This is a genomic window from Methanothermobacter sp., from assembly GCF_030055435.1.
Taxonomy (GTDB): Archaea; Methanobacteriota; Methanobacteria; order Methanobacteriales; family Methanothermobacteraceae; genus Methanothermobacter.
Genome location: NZ_JASFYG010000006.1, coordinates 40,567 through 53,649, shown reverse-complemented (window position 1 = coordinate 53,649; position 13,083 = coordinate 40,567). Strand labels below are relative to the sequence as shown.

Here is a 13,083-nt window from a genome sequence, read left to right as displayed (position 1 = left end):
TGCCTGCTAATTGCAGTGAAAAGGAGTTCTGACCTTTCAGTCCCCGGGTGAATCGATATCCTTATGGTAGGGTTTTATATCAACGACAGGTGAGCCGTCCAGTGCATCAAGGCCCCTCACCCTGAGGAAATCCCCTGACTCCAGGAGTTCAACCAGGCACAGACCTATGGGGTTGGGTCTTGCAGGGGCTCTTGTTGAAAAAACACCCCTCTTCTTCTTTTTACCCCTCGGGACAACCTTAAGAACATCCCTTTCAGCCAGGTGCTGCCAGTAGAGAACAAAGAGGTACCTGAAAAGTTCAACCCCCTCCAGGGCGTCACGATACTGCGGGAAGATGTGGATCTCGCTCTCCTCCATTGAAAGCCTACCCTGGTGGGGTGCCTCCCCCCTCTTCATGAATGGGGATCTCACAAATCCAACAGGCCTTATTTTTATCTCCACAGATACCCTCCACAGAATTCCTGAAAATTAAACCTGAAATTCCGCTATAACGGTACATGGTGCGCTGTCAACACCCTCAATTGTCCATGGGACCACAAAGACCCTCTCAATAACCTCCGGAGCATCCATCAGTTTCATATCCTCAAGTATGAGAAGTGGTTCCCCGTAGTCAGGGTCCTCAGTAAAGGCCCTTAGGTGGGCCATCTCACCCTCAGATGGGTGTTCCGGATTTGATATTGATATGCAGTCCACACCTATGGCCCTGATGTCCCTGAAGTTTCTCCTTATGTCATCAATAAGTTCAGGTGTGATCCAAGGGTTATTCTGCAGGTAGGTGTCCTCACCCCTCACCGACTCGAAGCCCGTCCTTATGAGGAGAAGGTTGCAGTCTGGAATCTCAATATCCCCACTTCCTATGGGGTCCCCTGGCCCCACATCAACGTCGACAGTGCAGACATCATTGAATACAAGTTCATCAATACTGTATTCACATATCCTTTTTCCGCCCTCAATGAAATGGGCCGGGGCATCAACGTGGGTCCCGGCATGGTTGGATGTGATGATGGTGTGGCTCTCATACCCATCCAGAGGTATCCTGTTCCTGATTGATATCCTCACATCATCAAGTGCCGTGTGAACCGGTGAACCATCCTCCAGCGGATGCGAAAGAACCTCATACATGATATAACTCCCTACTAGAGACATTTACTCCTGCAGTTTTCTATGAGATCTGCCACGCCCCTATCGGTGAGGTGGTAGCGTGCCATCTTACCATCCCTTTCATAGTCAACGATTCCCGCGCTTCTCAGGATTCTGAGCTGGTGGGAAACCGCTGACTGGGTCATCTCAAGGAGGGATACAAGTTCACAGACACACAGGGAATCCACACTGAGTGCCTCGATTATTCTGAGTCTTGTGGGCTCTGATAATATTTTGAAGAGGTCACAGAGTCTTTTTATTTCATCGTCTCCAGGCATCGACTCCTTCACCCTGAGCACAAGGGCCTCATTGGCATCATCGATTTCACAGACATCCCTCTTCATAGAATAATTTATAGATGAAACTGTAGATAATAATAACGTTACCATGATGGTGAAGCAGAATCAAAGAGCGGGTAAAGGGCCATGGCAGTGGACTGGATAAGAATAATGGACATCCTGGGGGCTGAACACACCTACACCACAGGTCCCCGTGGAAATGCAATTGAAATACGGGTAAGTGAACGTAAGATAATCGTCACCTACCTCAGGAATGGCACCCCCGCCCAGAGGGTATTTCTGAAATCAAACATAGTTTACTATGAGTACAGTTCTGAACACCTCAGGAAAAAGTATGAGAGGCAGGTCTAAGATGAACACAATCATATTTGATATTGATAAAACGCTGCTTGTTGGATCCCACTGTCACTTCTACTCCTTCAGGCAGGCGTTCAGGGAACTTTTCAACGTTGATGTTGAGATAGACATTGGGAGCATCCAGGGGATGACCGATAAGGAGATAATATTCCAGACAGCATGGAAGTACGGCCTTGAAATCAGCGATGAGGATTTCTTGAGGATAGTGGATAGGATCTCATACAATTACCGCCTGAACCTTGAGAGGGATAACATAAGAGCCCTGGATGGTGCAGAGTTTATACTTAAAAGGCTAAGTGAAGCCGGGACACCGCTGGGGGTTGTGACCGGAAACATTGAGCCAGTCGCATGGTTGAAGCTCCATGAGGCCTCATTTGACGGATACTTCAATTTCGGGGGCTTTGGCAATGAGGGGTGCAGCAGGGCCGCCATACTGAGGCTTGCCCTTGAAAGAGCATCCTCCATCTACGGACAGATACGGCGGGAAAATGTTATAACCGTAGGTGACACCCCACGGGATATTGAAGCCGGAAGAGAACTTGGGGTGAGGACTGTGGGGGTTGCCACCGGGGACTTCACCGTCGATGAACTGGAGGCCGCAGGCGCCGACCATGTCCTTGAGGGTCTCGGTGACGTTGATGCCTTCCTTGAGATAACAGGTTATGGGGCTGCAGTGAGCATTATGGGTGATTGAATGAAGGTTCTTTTAACCGGAGCCTCGGGTATGCTTGGAACTGACCTCATTGATGTCCTGAAAGAAAAACATGATGTTTTAACGTCAGGAGATCTTGACATTCGGGACCTTGAGGGGTTCATGGAGCTTACAGCCGAAACGCAGCCTGATACCATTATACATGCGGCTGCATTCACAGACGTTGACTGTGCAGAGTCAGAGCGTGAAACCGCCTATCAGGTGAATGTGCTCGGGACCAGGAACGTTGCGGCTGCCGCGTCACAGACAGGTGCCAGTATGGTTTACATATCCACCGATTATGTCTTCAATGGCAGGAAGGGTGATGAATACTTTGAATTTGATGAACCTGATCCCCTAAATTTCTATGGTAAAACCAAGTACCTGGGCGAGGTTGCTGTGCGGGATCTGACAGATAAATTCTACATAGTAAGGACCTCCTGGCTCTTTGGCAGGAACGGGAGGAACTTCGTGAGGACCATGGTGGAACTGGCAGAGAGGGGACATGAGATAAGTGTTGTGGATGACCAGTACGGATCTCCAACATACACCCGTGACCTTGCAGGTGCAATCGGGAAGCTTATTGAAAGGCCCGCATATGGTGTTTACCACATAACAAACTCTGGCCACTGCTCATGGTATGAATTTGCCAGGGAAATATTCAGTACATTGCAGATGGATGTTAAACTGAAACCTGTAAGGAGCCATGAATTCCCGAGACCCGCCCGCAGGCCATCATTTTCTGTCCTGAAAAATTACAACTGGATCATGGAGGGCTTCAGACCCCTAAGAAGCTACAGGGAAGCCCTTAAGGATTACCTTGAAGAAATGAGATAAGGAGGTTCACAATGAAGGGTATAGTGCTTGCAGGAGGTTCAGGAACCCGCCTTTACCCAATAACAAGGGCTGTTTCAAAGCAGCTCCTCCCCATATATGATAAGCCCATGATATACTACCCGCTATCTGTGCTGATGCTCGCAGGTATAAGGGATATACTGGTGATATCAACACCAAGGGACCTTCCACTCTACAGGGACCTGCTGGGGGATGGTTCACAGTTCGGTGTCAGGTTCTCCTATGAGGTGCAGGAGGAACCCCGTGGTATTGCCGATGCATTCATTGTGGGGAAGAATTTCATTGGAGACTCCAGGGTGGCACTGGTCCTGGGCGATAACGTATTCTACGGGCACAGGTTCAGTGAAATACTCCAGAGGGCCGCATCCATCAAGGAGGGTGCTGTTATATTCGGCTACTATGTAAAGGACCCCCGACCATTCGGTGTTGTTGAATTCGACAGTGAAGGCAGGGTTATATCAATAGAGGAAAAACCTGAAAGACCCAAATCCAATTACGTCGTTCCTGGCCTCTACTTCTATGACAACCAGGTTGTTGAAATTGCCGAGAGAATAGAGCCATCTGAGAGGGGTGAACTTGAGATAACCTCCGTCAATGAGGAGTACCTGAAGATGAAGAAGCTCAGGGTGGAGCTCATGGGCCGTGGTATGGCCTGGCTTGACACAGGTACCCATGATGGACTACTTGAGGCAAGCAGTTTCATAGAGACCATACAGAAGAGGCAGGGATTCTACATCGCATGCCTTGAGGAGATAGCCTATAACAACGGGTGGATCACAAGGGAAGATCTCCTTGAAATGGCAGAAAAACTTGAGAAGACAGAATACGGCAGATACCTGAAGGACCTAGCGGAGGGAAACTTCCATGGGTGAATTCAAATTCCAGAAGACCAGAGTCGATGGTGCAGTCATCATAGAACCTGAGGTTTACGAAGATGAACGGGGATACTTCATGGAGACCTTCAACCAGGCATTATTCAGGGACCATGGGCTTGATATAACCTTTCTCCAGGACAATGAGTCCATGTCCAGGAGGGGCGTTCTCAGGGGCCTTCACTTCCAGACAAAAAAGCCCCAGGGAAAACTCATAAGGGTTGTGAAGGGTGAGATCTTTGATGTTGCGGTGGACCTCCGGAGGGACTCAGAGACCTACGGTGAATGGGTGGGTGTCTTCCTTTCAGAGGAGAATCGGAGGGAATTCTTCATTCCAGAGGGATTTGCGCATGGATTTCTGGCCCTCGCAGATGAGTGCATAGTCAACTACAAGTGCACGGAACTTTACCTCCCTGAATATGACTCTGGCATACCCTGGGACGACCCCGACATCGGGATAGAGTGGCCCCTGGAAATGGTGGATGAACTCATAATTTCAGATAAGGACAGAAACTGGAAGCCCCTGAAGGAGAGGCCAGTTTACCTCTGAGGAGATTTGAATGGAAAGGATTCTTGTAACCGGTGGAGCCGGCTTCATAGGTAGCAACTTCATAAGGTACATGCTTGAGAACCACAGCTATGAGATAATCAACCTTGACGCCCTTACCTACTGCGGGAACCTTGAAAACCTCGCCGGCGTGGAGGATGACCCGCGTTACACATTTGTTAAGGGCAGCATAACCGACAAACAACTCGTTAACCGCCTCATAGCAGACTCTGACGCTGTTGTGAACTTTGCGGCGGAATCCCACGTTGATCGGAGTATCGAGGACCCCAGCATATTCATAAGGACAAATGTCATGGGTACCCAGACACTTCTGGAGGCCTCAAGGAGGCACGGCGTTGAGAGGTTCATACAGATCTCAACAGATGAGGTCTACGGCTCCGCAGAGGAGGGTTACTTCACAGAGGATACTCCCCTTGCACCCAACAGCCCCTACTCTGCCAGCAAGGCCTCTGCAGACCTCATTGTCAGGGCATACAACCGTACCTATGGTTTGCCGGTCAACATAACCCGCTGCTCCAATAACTACGGCCCCTACCAGTTCCCTGAGAAGCTCATACCCCTCATGATAACCAACGCCCTCGAGGAGAAGCCGCTCCCTGTATACGGTGATGGCATGAATGTTAGGGACTGGATACACGTGTATGACCACTGCAGGGCCATAGACCTGGTACTCCACCATGGCCGTATCGGTGAGGTCTACAATATAGGTGGCAACAATGAGAGGCGGAACATTGAGATCGTAGAACTCATCATCAGGGAGCTCGGGAAGGATGAGTCACTCATAAAATTCGTTGATGACAGACCAGGACATGACAGGAGATATGCCATAGACGCAAGTAAGATAATGGATGAACTTGGCTGGAGGCCCACCTATTCCTTCGAGGAGGGTATAAGGGAGACTATCCAGTGGTACATTGAAAACAGAGAGTGGTGGGAGAACATCAAGAGCGGGGAGTACCTCAGGTACTATGAGCGCATGTATGGTGAAAGGCTACGGTCCTGATCATGCAAAGAGGAAGAAAAGATACTGCGTACTGGGGTCCAATGCCTGGAGTCCTTTAAGGAAGTAAGGAGGGTGCGCCCTCAGAGGATGCCATCGAGTATACTCCTGACCTCCCGGAGGTTTACCTCTATGAATCTTCTGCTTGAGGGATCTGCAAGTATCTTGAGCTGTTTCTTACCTGTTCTCATGTAGGCCCTCTTAAGTATATCCTGAATCTCTGATACGTCCATTTCAAGTACTCTTTTAACCCGCTTCTGGTCCCTCAGGGACAGGTCAGAGTACTGGCTCATTATCTGGGACCTGAATTTTGCCGCGAGGTTGGTGCCCCTTCCGGCCCAGCGCTTAAGCAGAATTACAGGGACAGCTGTGAAGATACCCAGGGACTGGATAACATCGTCCTCGGTTATTTCCATGGTTTAATCTGTGCTGGTTGTTTTATATAACATTAACCCGCTTATCGGGATAAGTTTATATAAGGTGTGTTAGTAAGTACTTACATAAGTGATATCATGGTCTCCACAGAGGATAGGATACTGGAAGCTGCAAGGAGCCTATTCATAAGAAAGGGTTACCGGGGAGCCACAACAGGGGAGATAGCTGCTGAAGCCGGTGTCAGCGAGGTAACACTCTTTAGAAAGTTCGGATCCAAGAAAAATCTACTGAAAAGGATAATGGATACAAGCAGAAGACGGGTGTCTTCACTACTCGAGGATGTACTTAATGCAGACAGGGAGCCCCAGGAGGTCATCTATGATGTTATCTCAGGGCTCACAGAGGTCATTGTTAAAGAGAAGATGGACCTCCTCTTTGTGATGCTGGCTGAGAGAGAACTTGAGGAACACGGATTTGAGGAATGGGAACTTCCAGATTCAACAGGGGAGATGATATACACTGCACTTGAGAATTATCTCAGCGAAATGGCAGAAAAAGGAAAGATAAAGGATGTGGATCCAGGAGTCGCCGCAGAACTTATAATAGGTTACATCTCACATGCAAGCCTCAGTTCACACTTCAGATGCCATGAAACCAGGCTCCCCCAAAAATTCGCTGACATCCTGTGGAACGGCTTAAAACCCTGAGGGGTGAATAGACTGAAGGGCATACTTAAAGAAGCCATCCTCGTAGGAGGCCTTAATTGAAGGATGGTGTTTTTATTGGACGTTGTTCTCATAAACCCTGAGGATCAGACAGCTGTTAAGAATAAGCTTGGATTTGTTTTACCTCCCCTCAACCTGATGTACCTTGGAGCAGCCCTTGAGAGGGCCTCCTTCAGTGTGGAGATAATAGACGACGACCTCAGAAGGATGGGGGCAGAGGGTGTTGCACTCCTCGTTGAAAAGCTCAACCCCCTCATTGTTGGGATAACCGCAACCACAGCCACCATAAAGACCTCCTTGAGTACATAAAGACCATAAAGAGAGTTCTTCCCGATGTCCTTACGGTTATAGGTGGCCCCCACCCCCACTTTTCTCCCTCTGGAGACTCTCAGGGATTGCAGGGAACTTGATGTTGTTGTTATGGGTGAGGGTGAGGAAACCATCGTCGAAATCGCAGAGGGCTGGGAACGCGGGTACAGGGTTGTCCTCGAGCGGGTTAAGGGTATCAGCTACCGCGCCGATGAGCGGCTCAGAACCACACCTCCAAGGCCGCTCATAGAGAACCTCGACGACATCCCCTTTCCTGCAAGGCACCTTGTGCACTTCAGGGACTATGAAACCTCCAGTCAGGAGGCGGGGTATGATAACAAGCCGTGGATGCGTTTATCCCTGCCGCTACTGCTCTTCATCACTTATAATGGGTAAAAAGTTTCGTTTCAGGAGCTCCGGGAACTTCGTGGATGAGGTTGAGGAACTCACCGAGATCTACGGCCTCCATGAAATTGCCTTCCTTGATGACACCTTCATGCTGCATCGGCCAAGGGCCCGTGAAATAGCAGAGGAGATCAGAAGGAGGGGCCTGGATGTGAGCTTTGTTACATCCTCACGTGTGGATATGGTTCAGGAGCCACTTCTGAGGACTCTCAGGGAGGCGGGGATGAGCACAGTATACTATGGTGTTGAATCAGGCTGCCAGCGCATCCTTGATATGATGAAAAAGGGCATAACCGTTAAGCAGTCAGAGGACGCGGTAAAGGCTGCTAAAAGGGCTGGTTTGGAGGTTATAACATCATTCATTCTCGTTACCCTGGTGAGAGGCCCTCCGAGATGGATCGAACAATCGACTTTTCAATAAAACTTAACCCGGACTACAGCCAGTAATCCATACTGACACCATTCCCCGGGACCCCCATCTACACTGAACTCAAAAGTAAGGGCCTCCTAGAGGAGGACTGGGGTCGGTACACCGTTATACAGCCTGTTATAAAGTACGAAAAACTTGGACTGAGCCGTGAAGTTATCCAGAGAAAACTCGTTAAGGCATACCTCAAATTCTATTCAAGGCCCTCATATCTCCTTAAGCACACATACATGATACGTGTATTCTTTGAAACACTGTACAGGACATACATTGAGCCTAAGATCCCCCTGAGAAAAAAAATTAAAGGCGTGAAAAGTTTCAGGGCGTGACAGGCATCCTGAATACACCCACGTTGATGCCTCCAAGTCCGACCCTGTTTATTATCTGAAGTCCTGCTGAACTTCCATAGGATGGTGTTTCCATTTCAAGGTAACCGGTTGAATTTCTCAAAACATTGAATCCCTGTGGTTCGAAACCTATCCCTCCGTAATCCACGGATCCGGTGATTCTGGTGGCGTATGCCGGAAACAAGGCTACTGATGTTCCCCCCACCGTGACCTGGGTGCTCATATTACCTGTGGGTCTCACACCCTCTGCAAGGTCTGCTATGTAGAATCCACCAGTATTCACATTGAGTGAGGCGTTCCGGAAGCTTGTATTCCCCAGGATTACTGTGCCGCCGCCGACGTACTGGATGGTTGAATTGATGGTGTCCACCCTTGAGTTATTTGCAAGAACCAGTGTAACGCCTCCAAGCTTGCTCCTGAGGGTTATATTGTAGGTGTACCTGTTTGATAGGAGTATCCTTGCATCACCTGCATCCATCTTAACGTTGAGGTTCAGTGTCTCGCCATCAACGGTATAGTTAACCTCTGGCTTCGCATCTCCAGGGCCGGTTTTTGTTGAGATCATGTAAACGCTATCTGCATTATCAGCAAATCCAATGTAGGCCCCGCTTGTATTTGATTCCATGTTCACATTTACATACTTAACACCAGAGACCTCTGCAGAGTTCAGGGTGAAGTTTTCAGATACAGTGGACTCCTCCCAGGTTTTGGGTAGAAGAGAGGCTGTTGATGCCACAATGAACCCTCCAATTAGCACTATGAGGATTATGGCCCCTGCAATGTCAGTTCTATCCATCATAATGCCCCCGCAAGCATCATAAGAAGTGTTATTATAATGGCTGGAAGTGCGAACACTGATAGAAACGCCTTTCCATAGCCCATTTCATGTTCAGCAGCCACTGCAGCGGCGGCAATCATTACCGTCCAGATGTACATCACCACAAATAGCATTGATGATGTGAAGAATGTCCCGAGAAGTGTCATTGTCAGGAGAGCGAATATTCCCACCACAAAGGGCGCCGCTGAGAATCCCATCATCTTCAGGGTGCCTGCGAATGTCCCCTTACCCTCAAATACCACGGTAGCGATTATATGTGATATGATAGCCCATACTATCAGTTTTATGAAGGACACAACGAGTCCAACCAGCGCCAATAGGACGGGTACCATTATACCGGCGCCCGTTATAGCAGAAATTAACCCACCCATCATGTACCCAAGAAAGGCCGAGAAGAACACGTAAAGGTAAAGGCCCTGGTTTTCAACTCCAAGCTCCCTTACCCTGCTTAACGTCTCCTCAGGCGATGCCAGAACCCCTACAAGGTCCCTGGAAAAGTTCATTATCCTGCTCAAAGCATTGACCTCCCCTTATTCTATCCATACGACTTAAATAATCATGTCCGATTTCATATTTATTAAATAACCATTCCCCTGAAGAATAACAGAAATAAACTCAATCCTCCGATCACCCCCTGAGATACATTACTATATTCCTGCCATTTCTATAAAAACTATTTGGGTTTCAGGAAACAACACGAATCGCTTTTCTAGCAATCTGAAATTTAGGCTGATTCGTTAATTATGATTGTGCAACCTGTGGTCAGCTACTTTCATAATTATCGATGCTTAGCTGTATGTTATTAACTATGACACCAAAAACTTTGATTAAATATTTAAATGATTTTGATATCATAAATAAGTAAACATAAACCATATAACTTTTTAGAGGTATTCCATGAAGTCTATAAAAACAAAATATTTGGGTTTTCTAACTTTGGGTTTAATTTGTATGGTAGTTATGGTTTCTGGTTGTACTTCTGAAGAACCTACTGAAACCATTAATGAAACACAGGAAACACATCCTGAAGCAAAAAATGTTGTAATAGTAAATTCAACTGGTAGCTTTCAATATGGATACTATTATATTAACGGTACGGTAAAAAACAAAAATGATTTTGGCGTGGCCTATGTCAAAATTCTTGTAAGAGGATACGATAAAAATGGGGAACTCGTAGCAGAAGATTACACCTATGCTAACGATACTAATCTTGCTCCTGGAGCTAAATCAACATTCGAGCTCTATCTTGATGATCCCGGCCATGAAATAGTAAAATATGAAGCTAAAGTTATAGATGCAGATAAATCACTATATGAATATGAATCCAAATCTACCGATAAATCAACTAAGGATAGAAAGTTTCCACTTGTTTTACCCGAGGGAGAGAAGGTAAGCTGCCCCTATTGTGGTTCCTTTAATAATATTGTCACTGATGAGATATACTTGGAAAGGGAGGGCAAATATCTCGATTACTTCGAATGCAGGAACTGTGGATACATGTGGGAAGAGAAGTTTAGCTACCCTGCATATGGAACGCCTGTTTAATTAAGCAGGATCTCTTTATTTTTTATAAATTAATAGCAGCTTTAGGATGCACCATCTAAGTGAATTATTTTAGTATCGACCTTTTTATGTAGTAAAAAATTGAAATAATTAAATGCAGTCTGAAAAAATTGAATACCTCTATTTATTATAATAATAGTCATCTATTATATGTTTATTAAGTAGTTATTTGAGATTAAATAGAAAAAACTTTAATCAGATGAATTTATAGTTTATCTGTTTAATGTTAAAGGTGATTTAATGGGAGATAAACGAGGTATAATTGGAAGAATCAGTGAATGGTGGAATAGACGTGGACGAATTACAAAGATTTCTATCTTCCTTTTATGGTCCATATTTATTTTTATGGTGGGAAGTTTTGAAGGAAGCGAAGTTATGACCTCCTATGAAAAAGGGCTTGTCCAGTTTGATGTCATCAATTTCACTATTGAAGAGGCTAATGGAGCTTATTTTATCACGGGAGAAGTTCAAAACAGGTACAATCAGCCTCTAGATTTTGGGGTTGTCTATATAAAATTAATTGACGATTATGGAAATGTAGTGAAGGTTGATGGAATCGATATAGATAGGCTTGAACCTGGAGAAAAAAGAAAGTTCAGGGGAAGAATAAACGTCACTGAAGATGTTTCAATTATCGGATTCAGAACAGAGGGAAGACTGATTTCTCCTATAGGGATTCCCTCAGGAGGATAAAGATAAAATAATTTATAATTCTTTTTCAGATCAATGATATTTTTTGATTCTCATCCCTCATCTACTGATTAGTTTGAAAAAATTTTCTATAAATGGAAATATCCAGTTTATTCAGTCCGTATATTCGTAATAGGATACTATTACGAACGTATGGTCCGAATAAACACTATTTGTAATAAGATATTTAAGGGACAGTATTAAATAATATTTTTGGAGGAGAGTGTATGAAGTTTGGAGATTCGGACCATGTGATATTTGAGACCTGGGTACTCAGGAAGGGTTTGGAGAAGTCCACCTTCAAAACATACCTCCAGTGCCTCAAGAAGTACTGCATGGTCACAGGCATGACACCTGCAGAACTCATAACTGAGGCAGAGGAAGAGGAGGAGGCCGGCATCAGGATGAGAAACCGCAAGATAAACCTGCATCTCCTGAAGTTCAGAAGGACCCTTGAGGATGAGGGCAAGGCCCCCTCCACCATCAGCCTTTACTATTATGCCGTAAGGTCATTCTATGAGGCCATGGACATCACAATGCCAAAACTCAGACAGCCCTCAGGGGACATCTGTCTGGAGCAGAACTATGGCAAACTCATCACCAGGGAGGAACTCAGGACACTTGTGAGCATGGCACCGCCCAGGGAGAAGGCCCTCATCTACCTCATGGCACTCTCAGGCATGGCGCAGGCAGAGGCCAGGAGGCTGACCATCAGAAAGTTCCTGGATGCTGCAGGTGATGCCATCGGCCGTGAACTTGAAACGGTTGAGGACCTCTTCAATGCCAGGGATGAACTCATGGATGAGATCATAACCCTGGATATTGTCAGGAAGAAGGTTAACTACCGCTACATGACCTTCATCCCACCTGAGGCCACGAAGGAGATCCTGAATTACCTCAAGGAGCGGATGTATGGCAGGAATGAGAAGATACGCATCAGGGATTATGATCGGGCTCTCTTTGTTAAGAGAAATGGTGAGGATATTGACAGGGATATCATCGTAACGAATTTCAGGCGTATAGGCCTCGAGGCGGGTTTCAGGAAGAAGGATGGTGCCTACAGTTTCTGGAGGGCCCATGCACTCAGGAAGTACTTCATATCCACCATCATTAATAAGCTGGGTGACAAGGTCCTGGCGGACTTCCTTGCAGGTCATAAGATCTCTGATGTGGATAGGGCCTACTGGTACATGGATCCTGAGGACCTCAAGAGGAGGTACATGAAGGCCCTCCCGTATCTTTCAATTGATGGTGTTGAGGTGAGGACCATTGAGGATAGGGATTACAGGCGCTTGAGGGAGGTTGAGAAGATTTATAATCAGATGAAGGAGGAGATCCAGAAGACTGAGAAGCTCATAAGGATATTCAAGCAGTACCCTGAGATCAATGAACTTTTGAGTAAGAGAATCCCTGATTAGGGTCTCTGATTGATCTTTTATTCATTCATTTTTTACCAACTGCTAGTTTTAGTAATATTTATATAATGTTATTTTAATACAATTATTGTAATAATTTTGGAGGTGTTGTTATGAATAGTGTTGGTGAAGATGATCTCAGGGAGATACTGGAGGCCATTGATGCATTTGAGAGGCTGGTTAAACTCCTGGATGATGCTGAAACGC

General features: G+C 46.3%; 19 protein-coding genes. 13 read left to right on the top strand and 6 right to left on the bottom strand.

Going from position 1 to position 13,083, the window contains the following annotated elements:
• Nucleotides 1-36 precede the first annotated feature (36 nt).
• From tsaA to QFX30_RS07600, 3 genes are read right to left on the bottom strand one after another with little or no spacing between them, the layout of a single operon-like run.
• Nucleotides 37-441: a tRNA (N6-threonylcarbamoyladenosine(37)-N6)-methyltransferase TrmO gene (gene tsaA, locus QFX30_RS07610; protein WP_300490440.1), complete on the bottom strand. Its 405-nt coding sequence runs from the start codon at nt 439-441 to the stop codon at nt 37-39.
• 27 nt (nt 442-468) lie between these two features.
• Entirely contained in the window at nt 469-1,122 is a 654-nt protein-coding gene (locus QFX30_RS07605) for a cyclase family protein (protein WP_300490437.1), read from the bottom strand.
• A gap of 14 nt (nt 1,123-1,136) precedes the next feature.
• Entirely contained in the window at nt 1,137-1,484 is a 348-nt protein-coding gene (locus tag QFX30_RS07600) for a metalloregulator ArsR/SmtB family transcription factor (protein ID WP_300490435.1), read from the bottom strand.
• Nucleotides 1,485-1,565: 81 nt separating this feature from the next.
• On the opposite strand from QFX30_RS07600, the gene QFX30_RS07595 reads away from it, so the two are divergent.
• Genes QFX30_RS07595 through rfbB form a run of 6 tightly spaced genes read left to right on the top strand, consistent with a single transcriptional unit; the run spans nt 1,566 to nt 5,785 of the window.
• Entirely contained in the window at nt 1,566-1,790 is a 225-nt protein-coding gene (locus QFX30_RS07595) for a hypothetical protein (RefSeq protein WP_300490432.1), read from the top strand.
• A 1-nt stretch (nt 1,791) separates the two neighbouring features.
• On the top strand, nt 1,792-2,490 hold the full coding sequence (locus QFX30_RS07590) for an HAD family hydrolase (RefSeq protein WP_300490429.1): 699 nt from the start codon (nt 1,792-1,794) through the stop codon (nt 2,488-2,490).
• Nucleotides 2,491-3,324: a dTDP-4-dehydrorhamnose reductase gene (gene rfbD / locus QFX30_RS07585; protein ID WP_300490426.1), complete on the top strand. Its 834-nt coding sequence runs from the start codon at nt 2,491-2,493 to the stop codon at nt 3,322-3,324.
• Nucleotides 3,325-3,335: 11 nt separating this feature from the next.
• A complete protein-coding gene (rfbA, locus tag QFX30_RS07580; RefSeq protein WP_300490424.1) occupies nt 3,336-4,214 on the top strand; it encodes a glucose-1-phosphate thymidylyltransferase RfbA in 879 nt (292 codons plus the stop codon).
• Nucleotides 4,207-4,764, top strand: a complete 558-nt coding sequence (gene rfbC, locus QFX30_RS07575) for a dTDP-4-dehydrorhamnose 3,5-epimerase (RefSeq protein WP_300490421.1) — start codon at nt 4,207-4,209, stop codon at nt 4,762-4,764. Before rfbA ends, rfbC begins: the two co-directional genes overlap by 8 nt.
• 10 nt (nt 4,765-4,774) lie before the next feature.
• Nucleotides 4,775-5,785, top strand: coding sequence for a dTDP-glucose 4,6-dehydratase (gene rfbB / locus QFX30_RS07570; protein ID WP_300490417.1), 1,011 nt, complete (start codon nt 4,775-4,777; stop codon nt 5,783-5,785).
• An 80-nt stretch (nt 5,786-5,865) separates the two neighbouring features.
• Here rfbB and QFX30_RS07565 read toward each other — a convergent pair whose 3' ends face one another.
• Entirely contained in the window at nt 5,866-6,198 is a 333-nt protein-coding gene (locus QFX30_RS07565; protein ID WP_300490414.1) for a hypothetical protein, read from the bottom strand.
• Nucleotides 6,199-6,294: 96 nt separating this feature from the next.
• On the opposite strand from QFX30_RS07565, the gene QFX30_RS07560 reads away from it, so the two are divergent.
• The 4 genes from QFX30_RS07560 to QFX30_RS07545 all read left to right on the top strand — a co-directional run bounded on the left by QFX30_RS07560 (nt 6,295) and on the right by QFX30_RS07545 (nt 8,017).
• A complete protein-coding gene (locus QFX30_RS07560; protein WP_300490410.1) occupies nt 6,295-6,864 on the top strand; it encodes a TetR/AcrR family transcriptional regulator in 570 nt (189 codons plus the stop codon).
• Nucleotides 6,865-6,939: 75 nt separating this feature from the next.
• Nucleotides 6,940-7,191 carry a cobalamin-dependent protein gene (locus QFX30_RS07555; RefSeq protein ID WP_300490408.1) on the top strand — a complete coding sequence of 84 codons (252 nt, stop codon included), beginning with the start codon at nt 6,940-6,942 and terminating at the stop codon, nt 7,189-7,191.
• Nucleotides 7,192-7,233: 42 nt separating this feature from the next.
• Nucleotides 7,234-7,587: a hypothetical protein gene (locus QFX30_RS07550; protein ID WP_300490405.1), complete on the top strand. Its 354-nt coding sequence runs from the start codon at nt 7,234-7,236 to the stop codon at nt 7,585-7,587.
• On the top strand, nt 7,523-8,017 hold the full coding sequence (locus tag QFX30_RS07545) for a radical SAM protein (RefSeq protein ID WP_300490403.1): 495 nt from the start codon (nt 7,523-7,525) through the stop codon (nt 8,015-8,017). Before QFX30_RS07550 ends, QFX30_RS07545 begins: the two co-directional genes overlap by 65 nt.
• Before the next feature lie 324 nt (nt 8,018-8,341).
• Here QFX30_RS07545 and QFX30_RS07540 read toward each other — a convergent pair whose 3' ends face one another.
• The gene (locus QFX30_RS07540) at nt 8,342-9,166 is read right to left on the bottom strand and encodes a hypothetical protein (protein WP_300490401.1); all 825 of its coding nucleotides are present in this window, start codon (nt 9,164-9,166) and stop codon (nt 8,342-8,344) included.
• Nucleotides 9,166-9,723 (bottom strand): YIP1 family protein, encoded by a 558-nt coding sequence (locus QFX30_RS07535; protein ID WP_300490398.1) that lies wholly within the window; start codon nt 9,721-9,723, stop codon nt 9,166-9,168. The genes QFX30_RS07540 and QFX30_RS07535 overlap by 1 nt, the downstream gene beginning before the upstream one ends.
• Nucleotides 9,724-10,105: 382 nt before the next feature.
• Here QFX30_RS07535 and QFX30_RS07530 point away from each other — a divergent pair, with 382 nt between their 5' ends.
• The 3 genes from QFX30_RS07530 to QFX30_RS07520 all read left to right on the top strand — a co-directional run bounded on the left by QFX30_RS07530 (nt 10,106) and on the right by QFX30_RS07520 (nt 12,879).
• The gene (locus QFX30_RS07530; protein WP_300490395.1) at nt 10,106-10,753 is read left to right on the top strand and encodes a DUF3426 domain-containing protein; all 648 of its coding nucleotides are present in this window, start codon (nt 10,106-10,108) and stop codon (nt 10,751-10,753) included.
• A 258-nt stretch (nt 10,754-11,011) separates the two neighbouring features.
• Nucleotides 11,012-11,464, top strand: a complete 453-nt coding sequence (locus QFX30_RS07525) for an FxLYD domain-containing protein (RefSeq protein ID WP_300490392.1) — start codon at nt 11,012-11,014, stop codon at nt 11,462-11,464.
• Between the two features lie 224 nt (nt 11,465-11,688).
• Nucleotides 11,689-12,879 carry a site-specific integrase gene (locus tag QFX30_RS07520; protein WP_300490389.1) on the top strand — a complete coding sequence of 397 codons (1,191 nt, stop codon included), beginning with the start codon at nt 11,689-11,691 and terminating at the stop codon, nt 12,877-12,879.
• Nucleotides 12,880-13,083 lie beyond the last annotated feature (204 nt).

Coding starts and splice junctions, on each gene's coding strand:
- QFX30_RS07605 (WP_300490437.1), bottom strand. CDS start 1,122: ATGTATGAGGTTCTTTCGCATCCGCTGGAGGATGGTTCACCGGTTCAC.
- QFX30_RS07600 (WP_300490435.1), bottom strand. CDS start 1,484: ATGAAGAGGGATGTCTGTGAAATCGATGATGCCAATGAGGCCCTTGTG.
- QFX30_RS07595 (WP_300490432.1), top strand. CDS start 1,566: ATGGCAGTGGACTGGATAAGAATAATGGACATCCTGGGGGCTGAACAC.
- QFX30_RS07590 (WP_300490429.1), top strand. CDS start 1,792: ATGAACACAATCATATTTGATATTGATAAAACGCTGCTTGTTGGATCC.
- rfbD (WP_300490426.1), top strand. CDS start 2,491: ATGAAGGTTCTTTTAACCGGAGCCTCGGGTATGCTTGGAACTGACCTC.
- rfbA (WP_300490424.1), top strand. CDS start 3,336: ATGAAGGGTATAGTGCTTGCAGGAGGTTCAGGAACCCGCCTTTACCCA.
- rfbC (WP_300490421.1), top strand. CDS start 4,207: ATGGGTGAATTCAAATTCCAGAAGACCAGAGTCGATGGTGCAGTCATC.
- rfbB (WP_300490417.1), top strand. CDS start 4,775: ATGGAAAGGATTCTTGTAACCGGTGGAGCCGGCTTCATAGGTAGCAAC.
- QFX30_RS07565 (WP_300490414.1), bottom strand. CDS start 6,198: ATGGAAATAACCGAGGACGATGTTATCCAGTCCCTGGGTATCTTCACA.
- QFX30_RS07560 (WP_300490410.1), top strand. CDS start 6,295: ATGGTCTCCACAGAGGATAGGATACTGGAAGCTGCAAGGAGCCTATTC.
- QFX30_RS07545 (WP_300490403.1), top strand. CDS start 7,523: ATGATAACAAGCCGTGGATGCGTTTATCCCTGCCGCTACTGCTCTTCA.
- QFX30_RS07540 (WP_300490401.1), bottom strand. CDS start 9,166: ATGGATAGAACTGACATTGCAGGGGCCATAATCCTCATAGTGCTAATT.
- QFX30_RS07530 (WP_300490395.1), top strand. CDS start 10,106: ATGAAGTCTATAAAAACAAAATATTTGGGTTTTCTAACTTTGGGTTTA.
- QFX30_RS07525 (WP_300490392.1), top strand. CDS start 11,012: ATGGGAGATAAACGAGGTATAATTGGAAGAATCAGTGAATGGTGGAAT.
- QFX30_RS07520 (WP_300490389.1), top strand. CDS start 11,689: ATGAAGTTTGGAGATTCGGACCATGTGATATTTGAGACCTGGGTACTC.